The 26,672-nt window shown below is 27.9% G+C and carries 20 protein-coding genes; 6 read left to right on the forward strand and 14 right to left on the reverse strand.

The window, feature by feature from the left end; all coding sequences use genetic code 11:
* Window positions 1-151: 151 nt before the first annotated feature.
* Complete coding sequence (locus psyc5s11_RS19355; RefSeq protein WP_224034122.1) at window positions 152-709, forward strand: 3D domain-containing protein; 558 nt, start codon at window positions 152-154, stop codon at window positions 707-709.
* 163 nt (window positions 710-872) lie between these two features.
* Here psyc5s11_RS19355 and psyc5s11_RS19360 read toward each other — a convergent pair whose 3' ends face one another.
* The 5 genes from psyc5s11_RS19360 to psyc5s11_RS19380 all read right to left on the reverse strand — a co-directional run bounded on the left by psyc5s11_RS19360 (window position 873) and on the right by psyc5s11_RS19380 (window position 8,903).
* Window positions 873-2,588 (reverse strand): methyl-accepting chemotaxis protein, encoded by a 1,716-nt coding sequence (locus psyc5s11_RS19360; protein WP_224034123.1) that lies wholly within the window; start codon window positions 2,586-2,588, stop codon window positions 873-875.
* 235 nt (window positions 2,589-2,823) lie between these two features.
* A complete protein-coding gene (gene gltA / locus psyc5s11_RS19365; protein WP_224034124.1) occupies window positions 2,824-4,218 on the reverse strand; it encodes an NADPH-dependent glutamate synthase in 1,395 nt (464 codons plus the stop codon).
* Window positions 4,218-5,108, reverse strand: coding sequence for a sulfide/dihydroorotate dehydrogenase-like FAD/NAD-binding protein (locus psyc5s11_RS19370; protein ID WP_224034125.1), 891 nt, complete (start codon window positions 5,106-5,108; stop codon window positions 4,218-4,220). Before psyc5s11_RS19370 ends, gltA begins: the two co-directional genes overlap by 1 nt.
* 379 nt (window positions 5,109-5,487) lie before the next feature.
* On the reverse strand, window positions 5,488-6,654 hold the full coding sequence (locus tag psyc5s11_RS19375; RefSeq protein ID WP_224034126.1) for an iron-containing alcohol dehydrogenase: 1,167 nt from the start codon (window positions 6,652-6,654) through the stop codon (window positions 5,488-5,490).
* A gap of 341 nt (window positions 6,655-6,995) precedes the next feature.
* The gene (locus tag psyc5s11_RS19380; RefSeq protein WP_224034127.1) at window positions 6,996-8,903 is read right to left on the reverse strand and encodes a sigma-54-dependent Fis family transcriptional regulator; all 1,908 of its coding nucleotides are present in this window, start codon (window positions 8,901-8,903) and stop codon (window positions 6,996-6,998) included.
* 462 nt (window positions 8,904-9,365) lie between these two features.
* Between psyc5s11_RS19380 and psyc5s11_RS19385 the strand changes: the two genes are divergently transcribed.
* Window positions 9,366-9,572, forward strand: coding sequence for an alpha/beta-type small acid-soluble spore protein (locus psyc5s11_RS19385; RefSeq protein ID WP_224034128.1), 207 nt, complete (start codon window positions 9,366-9,368; stop codon window positions 9,570-9,572).
* A gap of 97 nt (window positions 9,573-9,669) precedes the next feature.
* The gene (locus psyc5s11_RS19390; protein ID WP_224034129.1) at window positions 9,670-10,020 is read left to right on the forward strand and encodes a P-II family nitrogen regulator; all 351 of its coding nucleotides are present in this window, start codon (window positions 9,670-9,672) and stop codon (window positions 10,018-10,020) included.
* 208 nt (window positions 10,021-10,228) lie between these two features.
* Here the strand turns inward: psyc5s11_RS19390 and psyc5s11_RS19395 are convergent, their stop codons facing one another.
* The 7 genes from psyc5s11_RS19395 to uvsE form a co-directional block, all read right to left on the reverse strand.
* Window positions 10,229-10,621, reverse strand: coding sequence for a hypothetical protein (locus tag psyc5s11_RS19395; RefSeq protein ID WP_224034130.1), 393 nt, complete (start codon window positions 10,619-10,621; stop codon window positions 10,229-10,231).
* A 112-nt stretch (window positions 10,622-10,733) separates the two neighbouring features.
* Window positions 10,734-11,768 carry a hemolysin family protein gene (locus tag psyc5s11_RS19400; protein WP_224034131.1) on the reverse strand — a complete coding sequence of 345 codons (1,035 nt, stop codon included), beginning with the start codon at window positions 11,766-11,768 and terminating at the stop codon, window positions 10,734-10,736.
* A 300-nt stretch (window positions 11,769-12,068) separates the two neighbouring features.
* Window positions 12,069-13,013, reverse strand: a complete 945-nt coding sequence (locus psyc5s11_RS19405) for a TIGR03943 family putative permease subunit (protein WP_224038228.1) — start codon at window positions 13,011-13,013, stop codon at window positions 12,069-12,071.
* A gap of 94 nt (window positions 13,014-13,107) precedes the next feature.
* Window positions 13,108-14,133 carry a CobW family GTP-binding protein gene (locus tag psyc5s11_RS19410; protein ID WP_224034132.1) on the reverse strand — a complete coding sequence of 342 codons (1,026 nt, stop codon included), beginning with the start codon at window positions 14,131-14,133 and terminating at the stop codon, window positions 13,108-13,110.
* Between the two features lie 129 nt (window positions 14,134-14,262).
* Complete coding sequence (locus tag psyc5s11_RS19415) at window positions 14,263-14,655, reverse strand: hypothetical protein (protein WP_224034133.1); 393 nt, start codon at window positions 14,653-14,655, stop codon at window positions 14,263-14,265.
* 495 nt (window positions 14,656-15,150) lie between these two features.
* Window positions 15,151-16,719: a hypothetical protein gene (locus tag psyc5s11_RS19420; protein WP_224034134.1), complete on the reverse strand. Its 1,569-nt coding sequence runs from the start codon at window positions 16,717-16,719 to the stop codon at window positions 15,151-15,153.
* A gap of 121 nt (window positions 16,720-16,840) precedes the next feature.
* Window positions 16,841-18,097, reverse strand: coding sequence for a UV DNA damage repair endonuclease UvsE (uvsE, locus tag psyc5s11_RS19425; RefSeq protein WP_224034135.1), 1,257 nt, complete (start codon window positions 18,095-18,097; stop codon window positions 16,841-16,843).
* Window positions 18,098-18,505: 408 nt separating this feature from the next.
* Here uvsE and psyc5s11_RS19430 point away from each other — a divergent pair, with 408 nt between their 5' ends.
* On the forward strand, window positions 18,506-18,793 hold the full coding sequence (locus psyc5s11_RS19430; RefSeq protein WP_224034136.1) for a GNAT family N-acetyltransferase: 288 nt from the start codon (window positions 18,506-18,508) through the stop codon (window positions 18,791-18,793).
* 97 nt (window positions 18,794-18,890) lie between these two features.
* Here psyc5s11_RS19430 and psyc5s11_RS19435 read toward each other — a convergent pair whose 3' ends face one another.
* Window positions 18,891-21,821 carry an EAL domain-containing protein gene (locus psyc5s11_RS19435; protein WP_224034137.1) on the reverse strand — a complete coding sequence of 977 codons (2,931 nt, stop codon included), beginning with the start codon at window positions 21,819-21,821 and terminating at the stop codon, window positions 18,891-18,893.
* 279 nt (window positions 21,822-22,100) lie between these two features.
* On the opposite strand from psyc5s11_RS19435, the gene psyc5s11_RS19440 reads away from it, so the two are divergent.
* A complete protein-coding gene (locus psyc5s11_RS19440; RefSeq protein ID WP_224034138.1) occupies window positions 22,101-22,436 on the forward strand; it encodes a rubredoxin-like domain-containing protein in 336 nt (111 codons plus the stop codon).
* Between the two features lie 98 nt (window positions 22,437-22,534).
* Window positions 22,535-23,020: a ferritin-like domain-containing protein gene (locus psyc5s11_RS19445; protein WP_224034139.1), complete on the forward strand. Its 486-nt coding sequence runs from the start codon at window positions 22,535-22,537 to the stop codon at window positions 23,018-23,020.
* 81 nt (window positions 23,021-23,101) lie between these two features.
* Here psyc5s11_RS19445 and psyc5s11_RS19450 read toward each other — a convergent pair whose 3' ends face one another.
* Window positions 23,102-26,284 carry a DEAD/DEAH box helicase gene (locus tag psyc5s11_RS19450; RefSeq protein WP_224034140.1) on the reverse strand — a complete coding sequence of 1,061 codons (3,183 nt, stop codon included), beginning with the start codon at window positions 26,282-26,284 and terminating at the stop codon, window positions 23,102-23,104.
* Between the last annotated feature and the right edge of the window lie 388 nt (window positions 26,285-26,672).

Raw genomic sequence — 26,672 nt, forward strand, 5'->3', positions numbered from 1 at the left:
ATAATCCATAGCCTAAGAGACTAGTTATTGAATTTTGTAACTAGTCTCTTACATAATAAAATTTATACTGTAAATATTTTACATTAGTGTTATAATTTATTAATGAGTTCTATTGTGTTGCATTAAATATGCATAAAAGGAGAGTGGACAAATGCTAAGAGTAAATAGGTTACTTTGCTTATTAAGTATTTTATTTATATTTAATACTTATACTATAAGCACAATAACAACATTTAACGCTTTAGCAACAAAGGTTGTAGAAGATAATAATATAGAAATAGTACATAAAGATCAGACTGAATTAATTGAAAATCCTATTGAATTGCAAGATGAAAAATTCAAACAAAAAGAAATTGCTATGCAAAAGGAAAAGGAAGAAAAAAAGAATGAACCTGAATTGAAAGAGTTTATTCTCACTTTTTATACATCTCTTGAATCTGAAAATAGCAGTGCAGGTGCAGTTACTTGTCAAAACAAACCATTATCACCAGGTGGTGTAGCTAATAATGTAATCCCTCAAAATACTAAAATATATTTAGAAAGTTATGGCCTCGTTATTGTTAATGATAAAGGCTCTGATAAATATTTTGGTGTAGACAATAGATTAGATGTCTTTATAGCAAGAGAACCTGGGGAAAGTGATACACAATACTCGCATAGAGTAAACAGCTATGGGGTACAAAAGGTTCAGGGTTATATAGTTATTTAAAACCTTGAAAACAAGAATATTGGAATTGTGTAAGTCTTATTTATAATTAATACCATAAATAAACATTTACTTTACATTAATTCATATGAGCATAAATCATTGCAACTCAGAATAGCATTTATTAACTATTTCAATAATAGCTCCTCTCAAAATCAACTCTTAATTATATTTTAAATTTATGAACTATTTCATTAATCTTTTGAGCAAGTTCTGCTTGACTTTGTGCCGTTAATACTACTTGTTCTATGGCTTTTGTAGTTTCATTCATGCTTTCTCTTATTGTGTCTGCTTCTCCACTTGATTTTTGTGAAAACAATGCCATATTTTGAACAGCTTCACTTACTTGTCCCACCATAGCTGTTATTTCTTCAGACATAGTCGCAATTTCATCAGACATTTTGCTTACAAAATCTGAATCATTATAATACTGGGTACCTGTTTCACCATAAGCATCAAATTGTTCATTTACCTGTGTATTTATAAATTCTAATATATCTCTACCTGTATCAATACTACTTTTAAATGCCCCCTGAACTTTAATAATAGTATCTTGAATATTTATTACTGCTTGTGATGAATCTTCTGCAAGTTTTTTGACTTCTTCTGCTACCACTGCAAAACCTTTTCCTTGCTCCCCTGCTCGTGCTGCCTCTATTGCTGCATTTAATGCAAGTAAATTTGTTTGTTCTGCTATATCTCCAATGGTACTTGCCATAACTTTTATACTATTTACCACTTTGCCATCTTCAATAGCTTTTGCCATCTTATTTTGTTTTTCAGAGGATATTTTTCTAGTTTCCGAGATAGCTTTTTGGCTATTATCTTTAGCTTCTGTAGATCTTTCCTTAGATTGATTTGCATTATTACTTCCTTGCATAGCTTTAGAAGAAAGTATATTAATACTTGAATCCACTTCTTCAATAGATGCACTTATCTCTTCTGTGACGCTACTTGACTCTTGCATACTAGAAGCAATAGTATCTACTGCTTGATTTATAGTAATAGTTTTAGCGGATAACTCTTGAACCGTTACTGAAAGTTCTTCAGATGAAGCACTTATATCTTTAGAATTTTCCATAATTACTTTTACTAAGCTACTTACATTTTCTTGTGCAGTATTTAATGCTACAGCTGTTTGTCCAAATTCATCTTTTCTTGTGATTATAATTGGAGTTGAAAAGTCATAGTTTGATAGTCTTTGTGCTAATTCTTGTGTTTTTTTCAATGGATTTATTATATTTTTACTTAATATGTACGCCAAAAGAATAATAATTAAAAATGCTACGGCTGTGAAAATTAGTATCGTGTATCTAACATTGTTAAACTCAGCTGTATTATCTAAATTAGCTTGTGCTGCTACTTTTCCATTTATATCAATACATTTTTGCAATTTTTCAGCCATGCTATTTTTAAGAGCAATTACATCTGAATTGAATAGTCTATTTGCTTCATCATAGTTATTAGCTTTAGCAAGGTCAATAATCTTAATTCGTAATTCTCGATATTTTGCTAAGTCAGTCTTAAAATCATCATAAGCTTTCCTCTCTTCTGGTGTTGAAGGAGTACTTTCATATGTCTTTTTTATCTCATCATTTTTTTGTGTTAAAGCATCGAGAGTAGCTATATCAACATTTATTTTCGAACTATCTCTTTCAAGAACAATTTTAATTAGAGATTCTCTACCTTGAGATATATTTCCTTTTATTTCCTCCAAAGCCTTAATAGATGTTAAATTGTTGTTATACATTTCCGCTGCATTATTATTTATTTTTGCAGAACTTAATACACCTTCTGCCCCTAGTAAAAGCATAAAAATACATACTAACAAAAATACTGAAACAAGTTTTTTCTTAACACTTAAATTTATAAATGTATTCATTTAACATTCCCCTTTCTTATTTAAAGTATATTCTTTTAATGTTATCATCTGATAATCCTGTTTATTCCCCTCTGCCACTATCTTCAGATTTAAAATATTGGCAAATTCTATGATCTTTATTAAAATTCCATATCTATTTTAAAAACTCCACTAAATTCGCATTTAGTGGAGTGCTTGTACTTTGAAATTTCTATTTTCAAAGTTATACTTTTAACATATGTAAGATTACTACTTACTATTTTGCACTAAGGTATTCATCTATAGCGCTAGCAGCTTTTTTTCCTGCGCCCATAGCTAATATAACTGTTGCTGCTCCTGTAACTGCATCTCCACCAGCATAAACTGCTTCTTTAGTAGTAAGCCCAGTTTCTTCTTCTGCTACTATACATCTTCTCTTATTAATTTCTAATCCTTCTGTTGTTGAAGAAATTAATGGATTTGGTGATGTTCCAAGAGACATTATTACAGTATCTAAATCCATAACAAATTCTGATCCAGGAACTTCAACTGGACTTCTTCTACCAGATGCGTCTGGTTCTCCAAGTTCCATCCTAATACATTTCATCCCTTTAACCCATCCCTTTTCATCTACTAAAATTTCACTTGGATTAGTTAAAACATCAAATATTACGCCTTCTTGCATAGCATGATGAACTTCTTCAATTCTTGCAGGAAGTTCAGATTCGCCTCTTCTATAAACAATATGACTTTCAGCTCCAAGTCTTAGTGCAGTTCTTGCTGCATCCATAGCAACATTTCCTCCACCAACTACTGCAACTTTATTTCCAGCTCTAACTGGAGTTTCATATCCGTCTACAGCTGCTTTCATTAAATTTACTCTTGTTAAGAATTCATTTGCAGAAGATACTCCATTAGCATTTTCTCCCGGTATTCCCATAAATCTTGGAAGACCTGCTCCTGAACCTATAAATACAGCTTTAAATCCTTCTTCTTCAAATAATTCATCTATAGTTATTGTTCTTCCGATAATAACATTAGTCTCAATTTTAACACCAAGTTTCTTAATGTTTTCAACTTCAATTTTAACTACTTTTTCTTTTGGAAGTCTAAATTCTGGAATACCATATACTAAAACTCCACCTTCTTTATGAAGAGCTTCAAATATAGTAACTTCATATCCCTTTTTAGCTAAATCTCCAGCACAAGTAAGTCCCGCTGGACCACTTCCTACTACTGCAACTTTAATTCCATTTTTAGGTTCTGTTGCACTTAAATCAACCTTATGTTCTGCTGCCCAGTCTGCTGTAAATCTTTCAAGCTTACCTATAGATACTGAGTCGCCCTTTATACCTAAAACACATCTTCCTTCACATTGCTTTTCTTGTGGACAAACTCTTCCACAGACAGCTGGAAGTGCACTATATTTTGCAATTTCTTTTGCTGCATCTTCAAATTTTTCATCTTTAACATGTGCAATAAATCCAGGAATGTTAATTGATACTGGACATCCATCTACACATTTAGGGTTTTTACAATTCAAACATCTTGCAGCTTCTTTTGTAGCTTCTTCTTCATTATATCCCAAACAAACTTCTTCAAAGTTTGTAGCTCTCACCTTTGGGTCTTGTTCTCTTACTGGTATTCTAACTAATCTTTCATTCATATCCATTATTTATTACCTCCACAACCGCAGCTACCATTACTATGGGTATTTCCTTCTTCTGCTTTTAATTGACATTTTCCTTCTTCAGTCTTATATAACCCTTGTCTTCTCATTGCTTCATCGTAATTTACTAAATGTCCATCAAATTCTGGTCCATCAACACAAGCAAATTTAATTTCTCCACCAATAGTTACTCTACATGCTCCACACATTCCAGTACCATCAACCATAATTGAATTTAAACTTACTGTAGTTGGAATATTTAATTCCTTAGTTAACATAGAAGTAAATTTCATCATTATCATTGGTCCAATAATAATAGCATGATCATACTTTTTACCTTGATTATTAACCAAGTCTTTTAACATATCAGAACCTGTTCCTTTAAATCCATAGCTACCATCATCTGTTGTAACATAAAGATTCCCAGAAACTGCTTTTAAATCTTCTTCATATATTAATAAATCTTTATTTCTACTTCCGAGTATAACATCTACATCTATTCCTTGTTCATGTAGCCATTTTACTTGTGGATAAACTGGTGCTGCACCAACTCCACCTGCAATAAATAGTAGTTTCTTTTTCTTTAATTCTTCTATATCTTCATGTATTAGCTCACTTGGTTGTCCAAGAGGTCCAACAAAATCGGCTACTTCTTGGCCAACTTCAAATGAAGCTAATTGCTTTGTACCCTTTCCAACAGTTTGGAAAACTATTGCAACGGTTCCCTTTTCTTTATCATAGTCTGCTATTGTTAGTGGAATTCTTTCACCCTTTTCATCATTCTTTATAATAATAAATTGACCAGGTTTTGCAGACTTTGCTATTCTTGGAGCTTCTATATCCATTAAGAATATATTATCTGTAAGTTCTCTTTTACTAATTATTTTGTACACTTTTTGTACCTCCAATATTTTTGAATTATATCAAGTCTACTAACTTGATATCTTTTGAATATTACCAAAATTAATAATTGTATTACCAAAAACAATGTTTCTATTACTTTTATTGGTTTTTGCCCCATGTTATTCCTAACTGTATTAACAATAACAAAAGCTCTCTGAATCGAGAGCCAATGTCTATATATTTAATTGAGATTATGAGAATTTCAATCATATATATTATTTAATATTATGAGCTTTAAATTTATATATTATATCGAGATTATGAGAATTTCAATTTAATATACTTTTTGATATTATATATTTTAAGTTTATATATTAATAAGAGATTATGAGTTCTTATATTAATATGTGATTATAAATTGGCTTTTATCTATAAATTAACCTTAGTTCCATAGTATGTACATTCAAATAATTTTTCCATTGTTGCATCATCTATTTCTCTAGGGTTTGAGCCTGTACATGCATCTAACACTGCATTATGAGCAACAAATGTAAGGTTAGCTTTGAAATCAGCTTCTTCAATTCCATATTCCTTCATTGAATGAGGAATACTTAATTCATCATTCATTTTATCAATTACTTTAATTAATGCATCAGTTAATTCTGCATCTGTGCTTCCCTCTAATTTTAATGCTCTTGCAATATCAGCATATCTATCTTCACACTTTGTTCTATTATATTGAATTACGTATGGTAAGAAGATTGCATTAGCACATCCATGAGGTATGTGGAATACAGCACCTACTTTATGAGCCATTGAGTGAACTATTCCAAGTAATGCATTTGAGAATGCCATTCCTGCTAAACATTGAGCTTCATGCATTAAGTCTCTAGCTTCTTCATTTCCTTCAAATGATTTAAGTAAATGTTCTTTAACCATTTCTATTGCTTTAATAGCTAATGGATCTGAAAAGTTTGATCTAAATGATGCAGTGTATGCTTCTATAGCATGAGTTAATGCATCCATTCCAGTATGAGCTACTAATTGAGCTGGCATAGTTTGAGCTAACATTGGATCCAATATAGCTATATCTGGAGTTATGTTAAAGTCAGCTAAAGGATATTTAATTTTTGCTTTATAATCTGTTATTACAGAAAAAGCTGTAACTTCTGTAGCCGTACCACTAGTTGATGGAATAGCTACGAATTTAGCCTTTTGCCTAAGTTCTGGTAATCCAAATGGAATAACTGCTTGTTCAAACGTAAATTCTGGATATTCATAGAATATCCACATAGCCTTTGCTGCATCTATTGGTGATCCTCCACCAATTGCAACTATCCAATCAGGCTGAAAATTTCTCATTTTTTCTGCACCCTTCATTACTGTTTCTACTGATGGGTCTGGCTCTACGCCTTCAAATAATTCTACTTCCATTCCCGCTTCTTTTAAATAGCTTTCAACTTGTTCAAGAAAACCGAATCTTTTCATTGATCCGCCACCAACTACTACAAATGCTTTCTTACCTTTTAAATCTTTAAGAGCTTCGAGTGCTCCCTTTCCATGATATAAGTCTCTTGGCAAAGTAAAACGCGCCATTAATAATTCCTCCTACTATAATTTTTAATGCTTTATTTATTTTTTATTAAACCTCTATAAATATCTATAGCAAAATCCATGCCAATTTGACATTATTTTATCAATCTTTGTATTTTTACGCATAAAAAAATAACAAATCACAGATTTGTTATTTATTTTTCCAAATAGCAAGTAGCTATGTTTAGACCATAACTCCCTATTACGAAAACTCGATTATGTAATCTAAAAAAATAGCCTAATTATACTAACTTGTTATTTTTCGGGCATACCTTATGTAATTTTTCACTACACATCATGTCCTAAAATCGTACATTTTGTTCAATGCAACTCGTACAATTTTATTACACTTCTATTTTATACTTCTTTATTTTTAAATATAATGTGTTTCTACTTATTCCTAGAGCCTTTGCTACTTTGGTCATATTATAATTACATGACTTTATAGCTTCATTAATTGCTTCACATTCTAATTCTTGCAAATTAAAAGTATCTTTTTTAACTTCATAATTTTCATAATAATTTGCCTGCATAGCATCCTTATGGATGACTTTATCTATTTTCTCATCACAATCTTCCCATAAATCAAATGATATATTTCCATCTAAATTAACTATATTTTCTATATAATTTTCTAACTGTCTAATATTTCCTGGCCAATCATATGATAATAAGCCGTTATATAAATCTTCTTTAATCTCTGGCATTACCTTATTTAACTTAAAAGATTTTATTCTCAAAAAATATTCTATAAGTTTTTCTACATCACCATTTCTCTCTCTTAAAGGTGGTAGCATTATTGGAATAACACATAATCTATAATATAAATCTTCTCTAAAATTCCCTTTTTTAACTTGTTCTTTTAACTTTTTGTTTGTGGCTGCAATTACCCTAACATCTACAGGAATCTCTGTATCTCCCCCAAGCCTGGTTACTCTACCATCTTGAAGTACTCTAAGTAAATTAACTTGCATCTCCAGTGGCATTTCACCTATCTCATCTAAAAATAAAGTTCCACCACTGGCAATTTCAAATTTCCCCAACTTTCCACCTTTTTTCCCACCAGTAAATGTCCCATCTTCATATCCAAATAATTCACTTTCTATTAAATTAGCAGGTATCGCCCCACAATTTATTGCTACAAATTTACTACCTCTTCTTAAGCTATAATTATGCATAGCTTGTGCTATAACTTCCTTACCTGTTCCACTTTCCCCTTGAATTAAAACAGTCGATGGACTATTAGCAATAATTTTACAATTTGTTATTACATTAGTAATGGCTACACTTTCTCCTATAATATCATTAAAAGTTAAAAAAGCTCCTGTTGGGTCCTTTACATCTTTTTCTTCTTTTTCATTGTTCATAGTTACAACCATTCCAATTATCTTTTCCTTATGTCTAATTCCCTTAAAAACTAATTTAGTTTTATATGTACTTGTGTGTCTAAGTTTCACTTCTTTAATAATATTACTATTATCTGTATCTAAATCCTTAAATATGTTCCCCAAATCAGGTAAAATATAACTTACTTCTTCCTTTAATAAATCATCCTTATCTTTATTAAATATTTCTGCACCAAATTTATTAATATTAATTATTTTTCCTTCTTTATTTATAATCATGATACCCTTATCAGAATTATCTATAACACTTTCCATATAATTATAAGTTTGAGTTAATATATCATTTATTTTTTTGTTATCCAATTCATTTTCAATTGCCTTTACTCCAAAAACTACGAGTCCCAAGGTATGTGGATGTTTCATATTACTTCTACCAGTTAAATTTAAAGTTCCTATAATATCTCCACTTGTATTGTGAATAGGTGCAGCTGAACATGTTAACCCTTGAAGACCTTCTATATAATGTTCACTGGCAGTTATTTGAACACATTTATCTTCATTAATAGCAGTTCCCATTGCATTAGTACCTATATTTTCTTCATCCATATAAGCTCCAACATTAAGATTAACACAATCTAGTTTTTGACTATTTTCTTCTCCTCCCTTTATATATAAAATACATCCTTTATTATCTGTTAATACTATAATAAATTCATTATCCATAACAGCTGAAAAAATCATATCAATGTATAACTTAGATACTTCTATTAACTCTTTATTATTAATTATTATCTTTTCTAATTCTTCTCCTAACAGAATCTTCTTTGAATAACTTGATTTTTTTTCAACTCCATAACCTTCACTTCTCTTATGGGAATTTTCAACTAATATTCTTTTGTTTTCCATAGGACATCTCCATCCTTTTTTATAATAATCTTCACCTTTTCTAGCTGACTCAATAGTATTTTTGGCATGCAAAACTTAGCCATTTTAATTACATTTTACCACAAAAAAATAAGAGTTACCCTATAAACTCTTATTTTAATACATTTTTTAGCAGTGATAAAAACCTCTTAGCTAAAAAATGTCTTGAAGTTATTATATAAATAGTTATGATATTGAATAAATATCATAAAACTCAACGTTTATCATTTTAATTTCAAAAATCTAGATTCTATTTTTGTTAATGGCTTCCGCCTACTTATTCTGATCTTTAATAATTTCAAACTGATCATTTAAAAGTTTTCTATTTAGAACTTTTTCTGTTACATTCAATATTTTATTAAGTATATATTTTAATATATCTCTTAAAGCTAAGTATATTTTTACACAAAGGTATAAAACTAATGTAGATATGGAGGTGATATAATGAGTAAAAGACCTTTAGTTCCAGAAGCAAGAAAAGAACTTAATAAATTAAAAAATGAATTTGCAAATGATATTGGTATAGAATTTAATGATAACTATGAGGGAAATAAAACATCAAAATTAAATGGACATATTGGTGGCGCAATTGGTGGATTAATGACTAAAAAGATGGTAGAAGAATTTGAAAAAAAATTAATTGATAAGTAATTTTATTATAACCTCTACAACCTTTTAAATGGATGCATATTTCACAAACTATTAATACATGATATAATATCCATAAAAAAGGGAGATCGGAAAATTTATGAATGATAAAATAACTAAAGTAGATATTATAACATCTCAAGGAAAACTTGAACCTTTAATAGATGAATTGAATAAGATTGGAATTACAGGTATGACCGTTTCTAATGTTTCAGGTTGCGGAGTACAAAAGGGTCACACAGAATATTACCGTGGAACACCTGTAGACATTAAGTTATTACCAAAGGTAAAAATAGAAATTGTAATTGCTAATGTACCTTTAGACTCAGTAATAGAAACTGTAAAAGAAGTGTTGCATACTGGTCAAATGGGTGACGGAAAAATTTTTATTTATGATGTATCTAATGTTATACGCATAAGTAATGGAGTCGAAGGAAAAGATGCTCTTTAATATATCATGAATTTAAATCAGTAAACAGCACAGCAATTATAATAATCTTATCTAACGAATTATTAATTAAAATTAAAGGATTTAGTACTCTGTTAATTAGAGAGACTAAGTCCTTTTTTAGAGAAATTAATCTCAATAATTGTCCTAGTATATTTGACTTGTTATTTTCTTTCACATGTCTGAATTAATAATTCAATCTAGTTTTTATTTACTTAGCCTCATTTAAAAGTTTTAACATTTTATTATATGCTTTTCCTTCTTTTTCATTAGAAGACAATTTATCTAATGAAATTTTAGCTTTTTCAATATCATTGTTAAAATAAAACGTTATAGATTTATTCCATCTATATGCATTCTTATAGATTTTGCTAAAGCTCAATACAAAAGCTATACTTGCAAGTATTAATCCCACTATTATAATTAACTTAATGCTTGATATTACACATAGCCATCCTCCAAATATGAAATATGCTGGTATGTTTTTAGCATTTGTATTTATTCCTAAAGACTTTTCTAATTCTTTCACCTGCTTCTTTATATATGAGTTGCTAGGCTTTTCCATTTCATTTTTCTCTTCACCTGGAATAACTGATTTTTTCATTTTTTCATTTCTCCTTTAAGTTTTTCTTTAGCACTATTAATATCAGCCCTTTTCATATTCATATGTTATTCATCTCACGCCTAATAGGATGAGAGGGTTCAGCACAAAATAGTTAAATATTCTCATGATCAAACTCATCATGAATATCTCCAACAATTTCTTCTATTATATCTTCTAATGTAAGTAATCCGCTAGTCCCACCATATTCATCAACTACAATTGCAAATTGTTCTCTTTTATCTTTAAGTCTTTTAAATATATTTTTTATATGCATTGTTTCAGTGAAACTATTAACTTCTCTTATACACGACTTTAAATCTAATTTATTATCAGAAACTATATCTCTGTAAATATCTCTAACATGAACAAAACCAACAATATTATCCTTGTCTTCATCTATTACAGGGTATCTAGTGTATCCATTACTTGTTATTATGTTTATTACTTGCTCTTGGGTTGCATTTACGTCTATGCAAACCATTTTTTTTCTATGTATCATTATATCTCTTGCTTTACTACTCGCAAACTGAAAAGCATTGGCAAGTAGCAGTTGATCTGCCTTATCTTCTATACTTTGGTTAACTATCATTTCTAATTCACCTTTTGTATAAATTTCTTGTGCTTCATTTACTGGTTCTATTCCAAATGGTTTTAAACAAAGCTCCGTTAATTTATCAAATGTTACTGTTATAGGATACGTTAATTTGTGAAACAAGACTAATGAACTATCTAAAGCTAAATTACATTTTTCTGTTTCAGCTAGTGCAATAGCCTTTGGAACAAGCTCTCCAAATACAACTTCAAGTAAAGTAATTAAAGCAAATGCAAATATTAAAGAAATACTATGCTTAACACTATCATTTAAAGCTACCATATCTAGCATCGGTTCTATTATTTTTGATATAGTTGGCTCACCTAACCAACCTAATAATAAACCAACAACAGTAATTCCTAATTGAGTTGAAGATAAATAAGAGTTTAAGTTGTCTTTAACTATTTTACACTTAATTGCTCTTTTGTCTTTTTCTATTAAAGTATCTATTTTTGATGACCTTATTTGTACTATTGCAAACTCTATGGCTACAAAGTAAGCATTAATTAGAATTAAAATTATTATTGCTGCTAAATTTATTATTTCTGATTTCATATTCTTTTCCCTTCACATATTTATTTGAACAAAAGTGCCTGGGCTTAATAAGTTCTTAATTGTGCTTCGAACTCTTTTCATAGGTACGCACTTTTTTTATAGGTGAAATGATCTTGGTTGTGTTAAATAAGTTCCTAATTGTGCTTAATAAGTTCTCGGTTGCACTTCGTGCCTTTTTCATAGGTGCGCATCTTTTTATCTGTGAAAAGTTCTTAATTGTGCTTCACACCTTTTTTATCTGTGTATATTTTACCACAAAAATAAGAGTTTATCTTGCATAAACTCTTATTTTTGTACTTCCTAAAAATAAATTAATTCATCTTCAATTTCATCTACAACTTTATAGTTTTTAACATGTAAGAATGGAATTTCTCGTTCCTCTTGAGCCACGAATTTTTTATGAATTACTGCTTCTATTTCAATCCATTCTTTACCTTTAAAATTAATAGGTTTCTCAGTTTGACATAGAATCCCTAAAAAAGCAATATCATCTTCACAACACGTCATCGCATTTCTGCCAAAAGCAAAAATATTTTTAGGATATTTAGGATTAGTAGCTACAATTCCTTTTAATTTTATACTTTTACCTTCATATTTTTCTGGTGATTCAGTTGCATCTATATACCATACCCCAAAATCATAATCTTCAAACTCAATTACATCTCCATTTATATCAAATGGTAATTCTAATGGGTTATCATCAATCTCACCATTTTCTAATTCAAATAACATATTTGCTTTTGTATTAACAGCTTTTACACTATTTCTAAATTTCAATTTATCTGTCTTTTCATTACAACGATTAAATATAATTAAATCAGAATCATTAAATTGTTCTATTAATAAAGACTTCATATTACTCATATAGCCCTCAAAAGTAGAAGCATCAATAGGTGTTATAACTTGAGCAATTTCCCATCCTTCTGGGAATTCTACATTAGCTACAATATCATATTCCCACATTCCATTATATTCTATTATAACTTTTGTTGGTTTATGTTCTTTGTTACAGTCCTTCAAAAATGAATCTGTCAGTTCTTCTTTACTATTAATATGTACTACTGTCACATTGTTTTCTTTTAAAATATTATTTTCACATTCTTCTATGCCATTTTCACAAACAATTAAAGTAATCTTTTCACCTTCAGCAAATTCTGGATCTTTAAATATTTCGTTAATAAAAGTTGTTTTACCGCCCTCTAAAAAACCAGTGATAAGAAAAATTGGTACATGTTCCTGTTCCATTCCTTCATTCCTTCTTTCTTTCAATGTTCAATTTTCGATTATTGAACATTGCTAATTAATTTCCCAAATATAAGTATGGTTTTCTCGCAGATATCTATATGTGAAATAATTGTTCTATTTTATCTTTATCTAAATTTGTACCTATAACACATAATCTTCCAGTATAATCAGCTACACCAATACGTACTTCATATTCACCTGGAACTAAATCAAAATTAATCCATCCACCTTCAGTGCAAGGTATTATACCCTTTGCACGTAAAATAATACCGTAATCTGAAGTTTCTGATAAAAATTTTAATATTTCATTTATTTCTTCTTTACTATACTTTTTAGGTGTTTCTACGCCCCAGCTTGTAAATACTTCGTCTGCATGGTGATGTCCATGATTGTGGTTGTGTCCACAATCGCATTCTTTATCATGATGTTGGTGTTGGTGTTCATGATCATGGTCGTGTCCACAAGAGCACTCTTCATCATGATGATGTTCTTTTTCTTCTGCTAAAAGTTCTTTTTCAAGTAAATTTTCTCTTTCCATTGCAGTAACAATTTGTTTACCGCTAATTTCTTCCCAATTTGTAGTGATAATATGTGCACTACTATTATGTTGTCTTATTTGAGATACAACTAATTCTAATTTTTCCTCTGAAAGTTTTTGTGAACGACTTAAAATAATAGTATTTGCACTTTCAATTTGGTTATTGAAAAACTCTCCAAAGTTATCCATATACATCTTGCATTTTATTGCATCAACTACGGCAACAGAACTGTTAAGTTTAATATCAACTTCATGCTCAATATTTTCTACAGCTTTAATTACATCAGATAATTTTCCAACTCCTGATGGTTCTATTATTATACGATCTGGTGAATATTTAGCTAATGCGTCTTTAAGGGCAGTTCCAAAATCACCAACTAAAGAACAGCAAATACAACCTGAGTTCATTTCAGTAATTTCAACTCCTGAATTATTTAAAAAGCCTCCATCAATTCCTATTTCTCCAAATTCATTTTCAATTAACATTAACTTTTCGCCGTTATAAGCCTCTTCTATTAATTTTTTAATCAAAGTAGTTTTCCCTGCTCCAAGGAATCCTGATATAATATCTATTTTAGTCATTTTTTATCTTTAGTGAGAGTGTATATAATAAGTATCAAACTCTCACTAAAACTCACCTCTTTTCTTTTAATAATATTTATTTTGTATAACATATTAATAATTTTATTGATACTTTGTCATAATAGAATATTATGACGGCTCATTATCTTTAATAAAGTATCGTTTAGATGGAAATGTAATTATAAGTCCTAAAAGTGATTGAATAAATCCTTGCGTATTATATGAATTCTTAATTTGTGTTAATATAAAAATCATAGATACTACTAAAAAAAATAAATTATAGGTTATCATTGCCCAATACCCCCATCTTTTAAGCCTAAAATAGCCATAAGACATTGTTAATAGACTTATAAAACTTAATATTCTAATTGTACCATCTAAAAAATCAGATATTGGAATAACAAGAATTCCAAATTGTTCAATAAATTTAGGTGTTAGAAAAAATGATACTATAATTAAAAATGCACCAATCAAATTCAAATCTCCAATAAATGTCACTAATATAGGTCTTTGTACCTTCATACATAATCACTTCCTAATAATTCACTATTATGCCTAAACTAAATGTCCTTAATCTTCTATTTTCATCTTTCAATTCTTCCACTTCTACTACTGGATAAACATAATCAGATCAAGTGTTCTCTTGATTCCTTTGTGTGATTTATTAATACTTTTTTCATTTTATATTATTCTTAAAATTCCGAACTGTCAATCCAACGCCCAAGTTATATTTATAGTTTTAATTAAATTGGTAATTTCACAAATATATACACAATTAGAAATCAATGATACTCTTTTGTGTAGTGTTACATAAGAGAATTTGGCTGTAGGTATTTCTTCATTAGAAGTTGTTCCATTTTTGCTTGTCCTGAGCTTGCCTCAGGAGCATGCAGAAATGGTGCAACTTCTAATGTTAGAAATCCACAGCTTAATTCTCAGTAACGGTCACAACAGAGTATCGTTGATTTCGTCGGATTATACGCATAAGTAAGATTTTCACTGTGGTTATCTATATTGTTAAAATTCAGTAGTGATTTCTACTATATGCACACTTTTTTCGTCTTTGCCTAATACTTTATACTGTATTTCAATTTCAAATTTATTAGGAAAACTTACATCTATATACGGATATTCTTCTTTTTCTTCTTTATTACTTTTATCCTTTATTAATCCCATACTTAGAGCCATTGGATCTTTTGCATCGTGCAATTCATATAAGCATTGTTCAATTTGAAGTAGTTCTGCTCTAGTAAATTTAGCAACATTGCCTAAGTCCTTAAATTCAAAGGTGAATTTATTAAAAAATCGGCTCCATCTTTCAAAAATTTCATTTCTTTTTTCTTCTTCTCTTTTATGTACTTCTTCTTTCTTGTCATTATAAGATTTTATTAAGTCATTTGCTTCGATTTTAAATTGTTGAAATTCACTACCAATTTCGTTTATAGTTTTTTCATTACTTACTATTTGCAAAGTTGTATTTTTTATTATTTCATTTTTATATGTAGCCTCTATGTTGATATCTGAAATTTTATTATTAATATCAACTGTATCAAATTTCACTTTTTTAAAATCTTCAAGTAATGAATCTAATTCTCCTAATAACGCATTTTCCATTTTACCTTTAATTTCATTTAATTTATCTTCTTGTAATTTTTTTACTTCTTCTAATTTACTGTCCATTTTTCCTAGACTTATTATAGTTTCTTCAGCTTGACTTTTATTTTTAATTGCATTATTTAATAAACGATTTTTTTCTTTTAAGCTATTTTCCATAGAATTTATTTTTTCTTTGCCTACTTTAATTTCATTTTTTAATTCTAATAATTCTTCTTGTGATTTTTTTAAGTCTTCTTCTTTCTTTATTGTTTCAACTTCTTTTTCATTTTCCATAAAGCTTGGTAGCATTTCTTCCTTTGGCGTAAATCTACCACCATAAGCTTTTACTGATAACCATACAATTCTTGTAAAAAGTTGTCTGTCCATCTTTCTCCAAGCATTTAATAGTGTTAATTTTTCAACATCTACTGACTGTTCAAAATCTCGCCTTTGTTCTTCATCCATATTTTTCAAAGTCTCTTCTATACTTTCAGTAGTCTCTTTTAATTCAATGATTTGTTGCTCTTTTAAGGCTTCTTTAGCTTTCCCATCAAGTTTTTCACAGTATTTTAAATAGATATTGTCAGCTTTTTGCCCTGGGGTTAAATCTTTGTAAAGTTTGTATAATTTAGCTGCCTCTTCTATTACTTCTACTGATATTTCATCTTCTGTTGGATTTTCTATATCATTTTTTGTTTTCTCCATAAGGACATTTAATAATCTTTCATCTAACTCCATTCTTGTACAAATTTTCAATTCATCTTTCTTTTCATCAATTAAAGTCCATATTTCTTTTACTTCTGGTTCTTCAATCATATTATTCTTCCCAATTTTACTTCCAAAAAAATTAATTATACCTATAGTTTTTTTCTTAGCCTTTTGTGCGATTGGCTTCGATACATTAGTCAAATTCATAGTTTCTAATAATGCAATTTGTTCAATTATCTCTTCATCAGAAATTTTTCTAAGTCCATCAAAAATATTAGGCATGTCAATCTCCTTCATATTATACTTGTATTTAAATTACCGCATTTTGTCTTATGTCTTTTCATATTTGTCCATTTTACTTATATTTTAACACAAAAAAGTATATTATATCTATTTTAAACGATTAGAGTACAAAATAATAAGAATGTAAAAGATATTCCTCGTTATATTTAATGGTCATTCTCCATAAACTATTCTTAATTTTACTAATGGATGCAACTCCATTTTCATATTCATCAACAATTTTCAGGAAGCTTATTTTTTCCTTTTCCGAAGCATTTTTTTTAAAATAACCCCAAATATGCAATGCAGCATTTATTACATTACCGGTTGTAATTTCCGTCTCCATTGCATTTTCTATTAAATTATAGAATTCGATAACTGGATAGTTATTTTTATCCTTAAGCAAATTTCGTATTTTTGCATAATTAGCAGGTGAGCTTTCTAAAACTTTGTATTTATACCTACTCCATTCAATTTCAAGTACTTTAATGTCTTTATCTATAGATGTCCCATTAATACATTTTACCGCCGAAAGATTTTTATCCTTAACCTCAAGCATTATATCAATATCATTTCGCCCTAAGCATTCATAAAAACTTATAAATTCATTAATGTTTATACTCTTTGAATGAGATCCAGGTTTCTTTATAATATTCTGCTGTGAATAATGGATTTTTTGATATCCATCCTTTATACTCCAGGTTTTTTCGCATTCATTAATCCAATCTATTTGGCTCTTTTCTTCTTCTGAAGAATTAATATAATTATGTAAATTATCAAAAATAACTGGAATCTTTAATTTAGTTCCTATTTCTAAGACATCATTAATATTATAAGATTTATCATCATTTTCAATAACAAGTCTTTCTTTTATTGATTCCTCTAAATTATTGTAGTTATCTATAAATCTATTAATTGCCTGTTTTTTATCATTATATACTCCACCTATATGTAATATAATTTTGTTTGCCTTGCTTACCCCAAGGCTATTTAATACTCTAGTATGATACTTCAAATCATCAATTGCTCTATTTACAACATCTAAACTTGGTGAATTCAATACTGTATATTGTCCTGGATGCATTGATACCCTCATTCCATTCTCTTGAATTTTTGTACCTATTTTTTGAAACTTTTCAAAAAATATATCCCACCAAGAAATATTATTTACAGAGTTTGATCCAAATGGTATTAAATCAGAGCTAATCCTAAAAAGCTTAATATTGTTTTTAATATTATAATCAATTATATTTTCAAGAGAATTTAAGTTGTTAGAAATTAAATCTAGCAGTTTTTCTTCATTTACATTCCTAAGTACACAACTTTTTAGATTAGTACTAAAAACTCCAATAGTTAAACATGCATATCCTATACTCATTTTCAATCTCCCTTCATATCTTTATTATTAACTATAGTATTTCATATATATTAAGGGACTAATCACTTGATTTTGTAACTAGTCTTTCAAATTTCACATTTCTAATTTATTTTTGAATATTCTTTATACCATTACTTTAAAATATAGCTTTATTATATCATGCCTTTCCGCATATTCAAAAAAATAGCAACTATACAATACTATTATGAATTGATACATCTATTATAAAGAAGGAATGTATTAATAAATATAGAATTACACATATTAGATAATGATTTTGTATATATTGCAATTAACAATTGAAAATGTACAATTGATGCCCTTTATGGGTAGTCTGTGAGAAATTTAGGATGAAATCACTACGTGATTTTCTTAAATCATTCTTACTTTATGCAAGGAGTGATTATTATGATTCAAATTAAAGAAGGTATCAATAAATTTTATTTAGGTGATACTTTAGAAAATACCATAGCAGAGGTAACTTACGTATATGATAACGAAGATACTATTATAATAGATCATACATTTGTCTCAAATGAGTTACGTGGTCAAAGTGTTGGTAAACAATTAATAAGAAAAGTTGTTGATTTTGCAAGACAAGAAAACAAAAAAATAATACCACAATGTTCATTTGCAAAAAAAGAATTCATTAAAAACGAAGAATATAATGATGTATTATTTAATGATCAAATTTAAATATAGACAGTCGATAATTTTATATATAAAGAGCCATCAAAATCAATGTTTAAGATTTTGATGGTTCTTTACTTTTATATTTTTACTTTTGCTATTCTTATTTAAATAATTTTTCAATTTCACAAGGCGGAAGTGGTTTGCTAAAGTAATATCCCTGAATATAGTTACAGTTTCTTTCTTTAAGAATTGAAAGCTGATCTTTTATTTCCACACCTTCAGCTACAACTTTTAAATCCAAGCTATGTGCCATTTGAATAATATTATTAATAATTGATTCTTCCTTTTTATTCGAAGTAATATTATCTATAAAGGACTTATCAATTTTTAAAGTGCTTATAGGAATTTTTCTAAGATAGCTCAAGGAAGAATACCCCGTACCAAAATCATCAAGTGCAATTCTAATACCCATATCCATTAATTTTTTTAATATCTTTATACTAGAATCAAGTGACTGCATAAGAACTGTTTCAGTAATTTCAAGTTCAACAATCTTTGGATTAATACATGTATTTTTTAAAATATCTTTAACATTTTCTAAAAAATCTGCTTGTTGCAAGTCAACTGAAGAAATATTAATACTTATACTTTTAAACTTATAACCTGCATTAAGCCATTTTACACTTTGTTTGCAAGACTCATTAATTACCCATAAACTTAACTTAGTTATATATCCACACTGTTCAGCTATAGGAATGAATTCTAACGGAGATATAAATCCTAATTCTTTACTATTTAGTCTAAGCAAAGCTTCAAATCCGAATATTTCGTTATTCTGTGCATCATATTGTGGCTGATAATTAATACTTAGCTCATTATTTTCAATTGCTGTTCTAATGATTCTTTCTATGCAAGTTTTTCTCTTTAGATTCAAGTACATTTCTGGATCAAAGAGAACAAATCTATTCTTCCCCAATTCTTTTGCTTTATACATTGCTGAATCTGCATTTTTCAAAATAGTACTTGTATCAGTTCCATCCCTTGGATACAAAGCTACTCCCATACTTGCTGTAATATACATTTGTTTATTATCAATTATAAAAGTTTTGTTAAATAAAGATATTATTTTTTTTGCATAAAATTCTACTTCAGATTCATTTGCATAAGGATGAAGTAATATAAATTCATCTCCACCTAATCTACATATAATGTCTTTTTCATCTATTAAACTCTCAAATTGTTTTGCCACGTATATAAGAAGTTTATCACCATAATCATGACCCATTGCATCGTTTATATTTTTAAAATTATCTAAATCTATAAAAAATACAGCTCCTTCTACATTTTTGCTATTGATCAATTCTAATTGCTCATTTAGTTTATCCATGAAAGACGTTCTATTTGGAAGTTTAGTAAGAGAATCATAATAAGCCATAAATTTTATTTTGTCTTGTGCAATTTTCCTCCCTGAAATATCTGTAATCGAACCTGCAATTTTTATCACTTTATTTTCTGAATTTCTTAAAGCTTTACCTCTAGATAATATCCATACATAAGAACCGTCACTAATTTTAACCCTAAATTCAGATTTATAAATTGAGGTTATATTATTGATATGATTTTCAAAATCTTTTTTTACCATCTCTATGTCATCTGGATGACATAATTCCATAATCAATTTAATAAAATCAATATTTTCTTCTAATTTATAGCCTGTAATATCATATAATTTTTCAGAAACAAAAAATTTTCCGGTAACTAAATCCCACTCCCAAATTGAATCATTAGAACCATCTAATGCAATTTTATACCTCTCATCGCTATTTTTCAAAGCTTCCTCACTACATTGTAGTTCATCATATTGTGCTTTAATTTCTTCTTCTGTTGCTAATAATTCTTCGTATACCGCTGTTAATTCGTCATAGCTTGCTCTTAAATTGCCAATCATTAAGTTAAATGACTTTCCCAGTTCTCCAAATTCGTCATTAGTATTAATATTAGACTGAACATCAAGGTTTCCATTTCCAGCAGCATTCATTAAAGGCATCAGTTCAATAATCGGTTTGGTTAATCTTTTTGTAATAATAATAGTAATACCTATTACTATTATTATTATGCAAAGCGTTATACTTATTATTAAATAACCAATTTGATTCGCTTTACTTATAAGTTCCTTTTTTTCTATAACTGAAGCCATTTTCCATCCTGTATAGGGAGACGTATAAACATTAACTAGCACAGGCTCTCCATTTATGACAGTTTCAAAGTTACCATTATCTTCTGCTATAAACTTATTGTAATTTTCAAAGGAGTCTCCTGTTTGTCCATATGTATCACCTAACTCATTTAGCTTTGAAATATTTTTAAAATTCAAAGCATTATTTGGATGAGCTAATATTGTACCATCTTTTAAGAAAAGAAAAATATAACCATTATCGCCAATTTTAATATTATTTATCATCTCTGATATTTTGTCTAAACTTACATCAATACCCACTACACCTACGATATCTTGGGATTCATTTTTTATAGCAGTAGAAGCCGTTATTATTACATTATTACTATTATCAATTGCAGAAGTGTATGGTGCGGAAATTGATACTTGATTCGAATTAGCTAAAGCTGGAGCATACCATGGTCTTTCTCTAGGATCAAATGTACTTGTTCCTAATCCGTCTGGCCACTGCACATAGCCTCCCCATTTAGTTCCAATATATACATATGTTGTTTGTAAATGAGTTGTCCCATAGTCCTTCAAGTGACTGTAAATAGCACTTTCTATCCCTGGAATTTGTGATGAATATTTTTTATTTGTTTCAATATTTTTTATGTTAAATAAAGCTACTATAGATTGGTCAGCTTTTTTTATATCTGCAGAAGTTGCTAATAAATTAGTATCTTCCTTTATTCGTTTAATCATGTTAGAAAAATTCTTATCTATTTGCACCATTTGAGATTGATTATTTGAAAACAAATCATTTTTTAGTGAATTATACATATAGTTATAAGTCATTAATGCTATTGGAATAGATGTAACTAATATAATTGCCAGAAAATATAAAAATAATTTCACTCTAAAAGTAAGTTTCATATCTATCACTCCTAAAACATTGAGTTTCATATGTTTAATAAAAATGTATTTTAATTAATTTTTTTAAATTTCAAATATAATCTAACTAACATTAACGTTTACATTACAATTTATGAAAAATTAATCATATTAATTATATATTTTATCATTAGTACTATAACCTTTCAACTTTATTCGATATTAATTTTATCAAAAGAAGGTATTCATTAATAAATATAGAATAGTAGTAGTATATACATTTGTTGTATATACTAATTTAATTTAACAGGAGGTATTATTATGAAAAAGTTATTTAAATGTACTATTTGTGGATTTATAAGTGAAGGTGAGGAAGCTCCTGAAAAATGTCCAAAATGTCTTCAAGGTAAGGATAAATTTGTTGAATTAAGTACTGAAGATGCTGATAAAATTTATCAATCAGATAGAACTAATGATATTCATATGGAAATCATTGCTTTAACTGATAAAATTGCTGTTCTTTGCAAGGAAGGTCTTGATATTAAATTAGATCCTAATTGTGTAGGAGTTTTTGAAAAAGCAAAAAATGAATCTTGGACTATAAAGCAAAGATCAAAAGCAGAACTAGCAGGCCACATGACTAACGGTAAGTGGTAGAATCTAATATCTTAATTAAGAATATCTTGATTTATTGATTAAGATATTCTTAATTTTATGAATATCTATTATTAAAATAACCTTTGGAGGCGACCTTTATGAACATTTTAGAATTTGCAATAAATATGGAGCTTGAAGGAGAAAAATATTATAACGATCAAGCTGAAATTATTAATGATAAATATTTAAAAAATATTTTTTTAATACTAGCAAAAGATGAAAATTCTCATGCTAAAATCTTGCAAGATAAATCTAACAATTTATCTTATGACTTAAAAAGTAATGAAACACTATCTGAAGCTAAAAACTTATTTAAGGGAATTGAAGATTTTAAAAATGAAATCAAACAAAAGCCTGATCAATTAGATTTATATAGGGTTGCACTTGAAAAAGAAAAAGAAAGTATAGATCTTTACGAAAAATTGTTATCCCAAGCAGAGGATGACAAATCAAAAAAATTATTTGAATTTCTTATACAACAAGAAAAAGATCACTATACAACACTCGAAGAATTAGTTTCACAATTAAACAAAAGTAATGATTGGGTTGAAGCTGCTGAATTTGGTATAACATCAGAAGATTAAATTAAGGCACATGAAAAAAAATATCTATGAAGTTTTATAAATACACCTATGATACTTAAAATATTATAGGTGTATTTCTTATTATGAAAATAACTTAATTAGTTCTTCTTTTGAAAGAGATGAAAGCATATTTTCTCCTTTATAATCACTGTTAAGAACATCATTTATAAGCTCTTTTTTATTTTCTTGCATATTTATTATTCTTTCTTCTATAGTTCCTTCTGAAATTAACTTAAATACTTGAACTACATTTTTTTGTCCTATTCTATGAGCTCTATCAGTAGCTTGTTCTTCAACGGCTGGGTTCCACCAGGGGTCAAAATGAATAACAACCTGTGCAGACGTCAAGTTAAGTCCTGTCCCCCCAGCTTTTAATGAAATCAGAAATACCTTACACTTATTGCTATTATTAAATTCATCTACAAGCTCTAATCTTTTACTTGCCTTTGTACTTCCATCTAAATACATATATTCAATGTTATTTTTTGTTAATTCTTTAGAAACATTTTTAAGCACAGATGTAAACTGTGAAAATAAAAGAATCTTATGTTCATTTTTTATATTTTCTTCAATTAGATTTAAAGCTTCTTCTATTTTTCCACTCCCACCTTTATAATTCTCTACTATTATTGATGGATCTAGACAAAGCTGTCTAAGTTTTGTTAAATAAGAAAATATAGTTATTTTATCCTCTTGAAAATTTTCATCTTCCATTTTCTCTTTAATATCTTTTACATATGCAGCATATACTTTCTTTTGTTCTTTAGTAAGTTCAACATAATAATTTTTCTCTATTTTATCAGGTAATTCACGAATTACATCTTTTTTTAATCGTCGTAGCATAAAAGGTCTTATATATTTTTGAAGTTCAATTTTAGTATCATCATTATTAATAAACTTTTTCTTAAAGGTTGTTGTATTATATAAGTAATTTGGCATGATAAAGTCAAAAATGCTCCACAATTCAATTAAATTATTTTCAATTGGCGTTCCTGTTAATACAAATTTACTTTTAGCATTAATATTTTTAACACTCTTTGTACTTTGAGCTAATGGATTTTTTATATTTTGCCCTTCATCAAGTATGCAATAATCAAAATTCAATTTTTCATAGCTTTCTTCATCATTTCTTAAAGTACCATAAGTAGTTAAAATAACATCATAATCATTTATATTTTCTATAAGTTTTGCTCTTTCATTTTTATTTCCATGAATAACACAAATCTTCATAGATGGTGCAAATTTAAAAAATTCATTTTTCCAATTGTATATTAATGATGTTGGTGCAATTATTATAGACTTTTTATCTTTTTCAGAAAGTAAAAATGCAATAGTTTGAACTGTCTTTCCAAGTCCCATCTCATCAGCTAGTATTCCACCAAAACCTAAATAACTTAAATTTTTAAACCATTTGAATCCTATTATTTGATAATCTCTTAATTGTGTTTTTAAGTTTTTTGGCAAAGTATACTGTAGTTTCTCCAAATCCAAAACCTTATTTGCAATATCTTTAACAATATTTTTACCTTTTACAAATGATAGATTGTTATTCTCTAAATAATCATTTAAAACAATAGATTTATTTTTATGAAATTTTATGCTACCATCTTTATCATTACTGGAGACATTATCTATTAATCCTAATAAGTTATTAATTTCCTCACCTTCAAGGTTTATAAAACTATCATTTTTAAGCTTATAATATTTTCTTTTGCTTTTAAAAGCATCTAAAATGTTTTTGTATTCTTTAGGAGATATATCATCAATTTTAAATGTAAAATCTAAAAAGTTATCTTCACTATCATTTATATTTGCTTGGATTTTAGGAGTAATATAAACTTTTCTGTCTTTAAATCTATCAGAATAATATACATCTCCGAGTAGTTCTAATTCTTTATACTTATCCCCTAGGAATAAATATAAATCATATTCTGGTGCGTTAAATATAAATATATTGTTCTCATAAGAAAAGTTAAGGTTAGTTAAGGTCTCTAAAATTTGTTCTTCTTTATTGATATCACGTATTATGATTTTATTTTTATGTGTTACATTTGAAAAATATTTTAATATTTCTTCTCCATACTTAAGATTTACATCTAATACTACTTGTTTTTTTCTTATATCTAAAAAGAATTCAGCTTTCAAATCATTTTTTACTAAATTATCAATCTTCTTATCTACTTTAATATTAGAACTCATGTTTTCTAATTTAGGCATTACTGTATTAAACATATCTAAAGCTTTTTCTTTTTTAAATTCTAACCTTTTGAATTCATCAAAATACTTATAAAATATCTTAAGACTTTTTATTTGTGCTTTAGAAGGTAAATAAATATTTTCTTCAAAAAGAAAAACATCATATTTACTACTAATTGGTTTCAAAGACTCTCCAAGTATATTTACAATATATTTATCATTTTTTTCAACTATATCAAGTTCTAAAGGAATATCTTCTTCAATAATTTTCACTTTTTCGCAATTTAATGTTATTTTTTTGTCCCCTACAATGTGTAAAAAACGTCTAAGCACCGCATCCTGAATATTTAAATATTTTCCATTAATTAATCCACGATTAGCATATCCATATGAATTTTTCAATTCATCGTTAGCTACAAATTCTTCTATAAAATCAATTATATTCTCATCATGTTCATTAAATACATGTTCTTCTGGATAATATGTGAACTCTTTTCCATACTCGATTTCTTTATCTTCAAATCTAGCATTTATAAAATCCGTTACATTCTTCAATACATACATTTTTTTCTTTCCAATTTTAAAATTTGCTTGAAAACACTCATGAATATTTTTATTATTTAAATGCACCTCTAAATTGATCTTTTCTTTTATGTTCTTTAAACTTGTAAGTTCATTTAATATGTCTTCACCCATATTCTCAATTCTTTTTTTATTTTCATTATCCCTAGCTATTCTTAAAGCTATATATTTTGATAAAACAGCGGATATATGCTTACATATATACTTATTACTTGAAGTTATATTATCCGAAAAATCTCTACATTCACACTCTGTATCTTCAATTTCACTAGTATTTCCATCTATTAAAACCTGAGCACTATAATAACAGTAATTTCTTTGTGATAAAACAGTAGCAGTAATTTCTATAAGCTCATTTTCCTTGTCTACATTCTCTTTTAAACTATTTACTTTCCCACTTCTAATTATTTCATTTCCTTTTTGCTTTTTATAAAACTCAATTCTATTTTCAAAATCTTGTGATAATTTTTCTATACTAAAATTCATATTACAAATCAATTCCTTTAACTTATTTATCCGTTCTTAGGTATTATTAACCATCTTATATTTTTATATAACTATTAATCTATATATATTATAATTAGTTTTGTACAATTGCAGTATTAATTGTTTTAAAAATCACGTGATGATTTCATCCTAAATTGTCAATTGCAATATATATAAGTTTTTTCATATTTATTCCCATCTATAAAATATAATTCTTTCTATATCTAAAATATTATATCCGTAATTTACTAAATTCACAAACTTGATTTTTACATTTACTCGTATAAAAATAAGTGTATAAACTAAAATACATCTTGCATATTTATTAATTTCAAAAAAGCCAAAAAATAGAGCACCGTCACAACGCTGCCCTTACAAAAACATCTAA

Origin of the sequence: Clostridium gelidum (assembly GCF_019977655.1) — a bacterium.
Lineage (GTDB): Bacteria > Bacillota > Clostridia > Clostridiales > Clostridiaceae > Clostridium > Clostridium gelidum.